At 54.6% G+C, this 6,000-nt stretch carries 4 protein-coding genes and 1 riboswitch; of the genes, 1 reads left to right on the top strand and 3 read right to left on the bottom strand.

Annotated features, from left to right (window positions below):
• Window positions 1–183: 183 nt before the first annotated feature.
• The gene (locus AMR42_RS05615) at window positions 184–1,683 is read right to left on the bottom strand and encodes a hypothetical protein (RefSeq protein ID WP_099532478.1); all 1,500 of its coding nucleotides are present in this window, start codon (window positions 1,681–1,683) and stop codon (window positions 184–186) included.
• Window positions 1,684–1,967: 284 nt separating this feature from the next.
• Here AMR42_RS05615 and AMR42_RS05610 point away from each other — a divergent pair, with 284 nt between their 5' ends.
• Window positions 1,968–3,614: a glycosyltransferase family 39 protein gene (locus AMR42_RS05610; RefSeq protein ID WP_099532477.1), complete on the top strand. Its 1,647-nt coding sequence runs from the start codon at window positions 1,968–1,970 to the stop codon at window positions 3,612–3,614.
• 109 nt (window positions 3,615–3,723) lie between these two features.
• Here the strand turns inward: AMR42_RS05610 and AMR42_RS05605 are convergent, their stop codons facing one another.
• On the bottom strand, window positions 3,724–4,683 hold the full coding sequence (locus AMR42_RS05605; protein WP_099532476.1) for an ion channel: 960 nt from the start codon (window positions 4,681–4,683) through the stop codon (window positions 3,724–3,726).
• A 610-nt stretch (window positions 4,684–5,293) separates the two neighbouring features.
• Complete coding sequence (locus tag AMR42_RS05600) at window positions 5,294–5,761, bottom strand: DUF4278 domain-containing protein (protein ID WP_099532475.1); 468 nt, start codon at window positions 5,759–5,761, stop codon at window positions 5,294–5,296.
• Between the two features lie 39 nt (window positions 5,762–5,800).
• Window positions 5,801–5,956: riboswitch (Glutamine riboswitch) on the bottom strand.
• Window positions 5,957–6,000 lie beyond the last annotated feature (44 nt).

Genomic DNA, 6,000 nt, shown 5'->3' with positions numbered 1-6,000 from the left:
GCCCACCCCCGATCGCCCCCACACCCAACAGCAACCAAACCCAACCCGAACCGCCAGACTCAGACGTTGTGGTTGTGACTTTTGGCATGGGCGAATGGTTCGGCCCTGAAGCATTGTGAGTGAGCCGATAACCTACTCACGAAATTTTATCACCGCCAATATAGTGCTGGACAATCTGGACAATTAGGATGCTTCTGATTTGCCGGTGTTTTTAACTCGCATGATTTTGCCCAGTAGGTCAAACCAAAAGGGTGCGCCCATCGCGATCGCCAAGCCCGTGACCAGCCAGCCCAAAGCCGTGCGAATTAAGACCCAAATCACTTCTCCTTGGTTTTTGGGTTTGCGATTGTCGTAGCGCAGTTGCTCATTTAGTTTGTTGGAATCCCAGCCGATCGGGAGGGTGGTTTCATCCAAAGCCGCCTGCATGTCCTGGCTAACTTCCGACCACTTGGGCAGCATGGGCCGCGAAGGAACTCCAGGGGCACTGCCCGTTTGGACGACTCGATCGGCGTAGGCGTTCACCGCTTGCCGCAGGGCCGTATCCCGAGACAGCTTGCTCACAATGTTGAAGGTGTCGGCGTTGCTGGCCACCGCCAGGACAATGCCCAACAGGATCGAAACCCCGCGCGCATTGCGGCGATAGACCCCCGATGCCCGATCGCGCGCTCGATCGTACCAACCTTCCACTTCCTTTTGGAATTCCTGGAAATCCTCTTGCACGGAGGTTGCCCGCGATCGGGCCCGCTTTGCCAGCAGCAACAGGTTGTCTTGCACAGGCTCGGGCAACAGGTTCAGGGCCTCTTCCAAGCCTTTGCGAGTGGGGTCATTAGCATCGCGCAATTCGGCAATCACCGATTGCACTTCCTGATAGATGGCGCGTTTGTGGCGCAACCCATCCAGCACTTCTTCAGTGGAGGGCAACAGGGCCGCCAGCAAAATCGTGTGGCCCTCGCGGTCTTCAAAGGTGTCGTCCCGCAGGATCACCAGTCGATCGACCTCGGGCACGTGGGCCGCTTGCAGAATGCTAATGAGCCGATCAACGGAGTTCAACACTCGAGTGAGGCTGATTTTGAGGTCAAATTTCCCCGATCGATAGTCGGTGGTGATGTCTCGCAGGCGTTGTTCAAAGCGATCGAGCAGTTGGGTCAATCGCGAATCGCTCAGTTGCGGTTGCAACAGTTGGCGGGTTTGTCGCCCCAAATCTTGGGTAAATTGCTCAAACCGCCGCAGGCTGACGGTACGAATCAGCTCGGGAATTTTGGCCGAAGACAGCAACGCATCGGCAAAGGAACTGGGCGGGATATGGGAAGGGGCGCTGGTATGTTGCCCAAAGATTGGATTGCTGAGGCCAATCAGGTTACAGAGAACCCGAAATCCCTTGCGAAAACCGGTGGCTAACAACCCCCGAGCCTCTTGGTTCAGGCTGTTGATGGTGGGGGAATCGTAGAGGCGTTCGGTCAGTTGTTCGGCGCGGGTGCTGTCACCGGGGCGCTGGGGGGCGCGGCCGCTGACGGTGGATTGGCTGCCGCCGCCCAGTAATTGGGCGATCGACTGTTTCAGATGAGCGGCTCGCCATTGCAACAGGGTGGCGATCAGTTCTTGAATTTCCGAAGCCAACAGACTGAGAGTTAAGTAAACGAATAGGAGGCCGATAACGATATCGACGATGGGTGAAAGCTGCATCTTAAATGGTTAGGTTGAATGGCTAGGTTGAATGGTTCGGTTGATTTAGCTGGAAATTTTTGAAGACGCTATGGGGCCCACGATGCCAGCCAGTATAAGCCGGCCGATCGGGGTCGGGCGTGCGGTCTGGGCCCCACGAATGGCACCGTTGCCAACGACCATTTCAACGGCCATGTCAGCCTCCGAAAACGGATTGATTCTGGGTTTTCGGGCCCCTTAATTCGCTAGATTGGGCATTGATTTCAACCTCGCGATCGATTTCCCAATCCCTTTTCTCCATCCCTATGGCCCCTAATCCTGACCCGGCTGGTTCTTCGGCCTCGGTGCGATCGTCCCGCATGGGGGCCATGGCCCGGCAACTGTGGCGCAGGGACGATCGGGCGGTGGATTGGGCCTGGGCGATCGGGCTGGGATTGTTGGCCCTGGTGTTGTATGGCATCAATTTGGGTGGGTTGCCCCTGCGCGATTGGGATGAGGGCACGGTGGCCCAAGTGGCCCGGGAGCTGGCCCGCGTCCCGATCGGCTCCGAGGCTTGGTGGTTTCCCACCCTGCACGATCGCCCCTATTTCAACAAGCCGCCCCTGCTCCATTGGGCGATCGCCCTGTTGTTTCGGATTTTTGGCGAAAGTGAATGGGCGGCAAGACTGCCCGGAGCCTTGCTGGGTGCGGCGGCCGTACCGCTGGTTTTTGCGGTGGGGCGGTTAATTTTCACCCACCGGGCCGCCGCCCTCTTCAGCGCCTTGGTATATCTCACCTGGTTGCCCGTAGTGCGCCATGGGCGGCTGGCCATGTTGGATGCGGCAATCGTGGCCTTTGGGTTGCTGGCCTGGTGCTGTCTGTTGCGGGCCCGGCGGGATTTGCGGTGGACGCTGGGAATTGGGTTTGCCCTCGGCGCGATCGCCCTGTTGAAGGGGCTGGTGGCCCTGTTGTTTGGGGGACTAATCTTTGGTTTTTTAATCTGGGATACGCCTCGGCTGTTGCGATCGCCCTATCTCTGGCTCGGGGGGCTGTTGGGCTTGGCCCCAGCCCTGGCTTGGTATGGGGCCCAATGGCAACACTACGGCCCGACCTTTTTTGAGACCAATTTGCTGAATCAATCCCTGCGGCGGGTTTGGGATTCCGTGAGCGATCGGGGCGGCCCGCCTTGGTTTTATCTGCAAGAGCTGTTGGAATTGGCTTGGCCTTGGCTGTTTTTGTTGCCAGCGGGCTTCCAAGCGGCCTGGCGCGATCGGGATTGGCCCTGGGGCAAGTTGGTGCTGGTTTGGAGCTTGGGCTATCTGCTGCCCATTTCCGTGATGGAAACCAAACTGCCCTGGTATGGCCTGCCGCTCTATCCCCCTTTGGCCTTGGCGATCGGGCCTGTGCTGGGGTCTTTGTGGGAAGAACCGCCGGCCCGGTTTGGGCGATCGTGGCAGGTGATTTTTGGTTTGTTGGCCTTGGGTGGCGGAGCTGGAGCCGTTTACTTCAGCTTCTTGGCCACACCGTTGGAGCCGATGCTCGCCCTGGCGCTGGCGGCCTTGGGGCTAACGGGGGGAGCCGTGGTCTTGTTGGCCCAGCAGGGCGATCGACAACTGATCCCCGTGGCTTTTTGGGGCATGTTTGTGGGGTTAACGCTGTTTTTTTCGTCGGGCAGTTGGCTTTGGGAACTGAATGAACAATATCCCGTGCGGCCGGTGGCGAATCTGCTGCGATCGGTCGCCCATTCTGGCTCAAAAGTTTACACGAGCGATCGCACCCAACGCCCTTCCCTAGATTTCTATTGCCATTGTGAAGTGATTCCCGTGCCTCAATCGGAACAGGCCAAACATTGGGCCGATCGCCGCGTGTCCCTGTGGGTAATTCGGCCCCAAGATCGCGATCGGCCTCCGTTTAAGGCAGGAATTTTAGTTGGCAAAGCGGGCGATCGATTGGTGATTCGTCGGAGTGAATAATCGCCCCCAAACTTCCAGCACTGCGGCTTGTGACCCTGAAGCTTTGATTGCTGAAATCAACATCAACAGGCTATGAGCAAAATTTCCCCGAAACCTGCTTTCAATTTTTTTAATTGGGAGTGCTCTTGGGTGCGATCTTGGGTGTAATTTTGGGTGTGAATTGAGCCACCGATTCCACCTGATCAAAAAATCGGTAATCAATACAAATGACCCCATTGGGCTGATGGGTCAGCATATCCACAAATCGGTGATTTTCTAAAACATCAGAAATTGCATAAATATGGCGAGCATGAACCGTTTGGCTCAGTTCATCATCAATTCCAGTCAAGGACACCACAAAGGTAGCATTGCTATTGCACAAAGACTCGATCGAGCGGTCAAACAAGGGACTTTGTTGATCGATTCGATGCATCACCAACCAAGACAGGGCAAACATGGGTGAAGTCGATCGCACCAACGATAAATCCTGAATCTTGCGTAAATATTCCCCTTCCTGAGTGACCGTATCCTCAATGAAAACCAAACTCACCTGGGCTTCAATAATCTGATTTTGCCGCTGATTTGCCATCCGAAACAGCAACGTAGGTTGACCTTCATGGGTTGTTTTCAGGAGCGCCTGACTAAAGCGCACCTGAGCGGTGGGCCGCGAAAATCGGGCAAACATTAGCCCCGTTGCTCCCGAAAATCCCATCAGCCCCACCAAGGCTTCGACAGCCGTGAGCATCTGTGTCCAAGGCTTGGCTGGATACATTGCGCCATAGCCGATCGTTGCCATGGTTTGCACACTAAAAAAGAACGCATCCATGAAAGATTGCGGCTTGGCATTGGCGATTCCTTCGGGTTCCAAAAGGTATAACCCAGCAAAAAGGAAATTGGCCAGCCCATAGCCCACAATAATCGCTAGCCAAAACTTCGGCCAGCTCAAGGTTAGTAATAAATGGTAAGCATCTTCCCAAGGGTGGAAACGGTGTCCCATGCGCACGATGCGTAGCCGTTTGCGATCGGAAGTCACTTGACTATGGGGTTCTTTGGGGGCGCGAGCTTGACCTGATCGCTTGAAATTCAACATAGATAGACCCAGAGAAGATAGACCTAGACCCAGAACAATAGACTCCCCAAGGATAAATAAATATCTAAAATCTAAAAAAATATCTAAAATCTAAAAATAGATGTCTAAAAATAGATTTTCAGAAATTTTCCAAAAATCAATCTTCAAAAAGAGATCTCGAAATAAATCCCGAAAACCCGTAGGGTGGGCATTGCCCACCGAAATACCCACCGAATCGTTGCTTCATATCGAAACAGAAAAGCCCCAATGGGCGATCGCCCCATTCCCACCCGCATCTTAGCAAGGGTCTTGTCCCACCGAAAAACCCAAAAAAATACCCCCAGCCTGCTCAAGGAGCACTGGGGGCATGGGGCTAACGCTCACTAAAATATTCGAGTTTCGCAAAATATCAGCCAGAACGAATTCAGGAAAGACTCCAAGGCAGCCAGCCCGCAAGCCAACCACCTTGGATCAGAACCTTTCATTCAACCGATACCCTGCTCTACCGAACAGCATTCGAGAAAGAGTTCACAACAAAAAGGTTTGAGACAAGTTCAAGACAATTCAGCTTAGGAACCACTCAACGAAACCCAAATGACTTCCGGGTGGCCCAAAACCCAGCAAGGGTTGCTTAGCTCATGGCGACGGAGCTGGGTTCGCAGGAGATGGCGATGTCGTGCTGCATTTTGCCTTGGATGCGGCTGAAAGTAGACGACAGGTGGCCCAGACCCAATTCGGCTGCTGCGCGATCGAGTGCCAATTGTTCACGAGCAGCGGCTTGATGATGACGGGACATCATTTGGACACGAGCACGAGCGGAGATCGATTGGGTAGACATAACAGAACCTGCGGTAAGGGGTTGGCTGATCGGCGAAGTGACGGGGCGGCTAGCGGGGACGCTGCTGGGCGCGAAGGCCTCAGCGCCCGTGCGATAGGCGACACCCCGATAGGTCAGATCATTGACTGGTTGCGGCGGAATGCTTTCGGCATGGCGAAAATGCACTTCCAATCCGCGATATCGACCAGTGTGGCCCGTTTCTACCGTGGGCAGAGGGGTTTCTGTGCTGTCGTACCGGACACCGCGATAAATGAGTTTCATGAGGATCGCCTCCAGGAGATGCGTTCAGGATCTGACTGAGGCGCGTTCCTTCGGGATTTGCGGGTTGTGGATCGGTGGTTAGGACTTAACCCAAAATCGACATTGACCTAGAATCCCTACTTCCGTCTTTCTTTCTAACTAACGGCTGCAAGGGTGACCTGCGAGCTGTGGTGTTAGCGGGGAAAGATGAACGATTGGTTTCTGTATCTAAAGATACGGTTTAAGCCCAAAATAGTCAA

Origin of the sequence: Limnothrix sp. PR1529, assembly GCF_002742025.1 — a bacterium.
Lineage (GTDB): Bacteria > Cyanobacteriota > Cyanobacteriia > CACIAM-69d > CACIAM-69d > CACIAM-69d.
The sequence above is the reverse complement of the archived record's forward strand: the minus strand, read 5'-3'. Positions and strand labels throughout refer to the sequence as shown.

Bases quoted from the DNA above. Each gene is read 5' to 3' on its own strand.
- AMR42_RS05615 (WP_099532478.1), bottom strand. From the start codon at position 1,683: ATGCAGCTTTCACCCATCGTCGATATCGTTATCGGCCTCCTATTCGTT.
- AMR42_RS05610 (WP_099532477.1), top strand. From the start codon at position 1,968: ATGGCCCCTAATCCTGACCCGGCTGGTTCTTCGGCCTCGGTGCGATCG.
- AMR42_RS05605 (WP_099532476.1), bottom strand. From the start codon at position 4,683: ATGTTGAATTTCAAGCGATCAGGTCAAGCTCGCGCCCCCAAAGAACCC.
- AMR42_RS05600 (WP_099532475.1), bottom strand. From the start codon at position 5,761: ATGAAACTCATTTATCGCGGTGTCCGGTACGACAGCACAGAAACCCCT.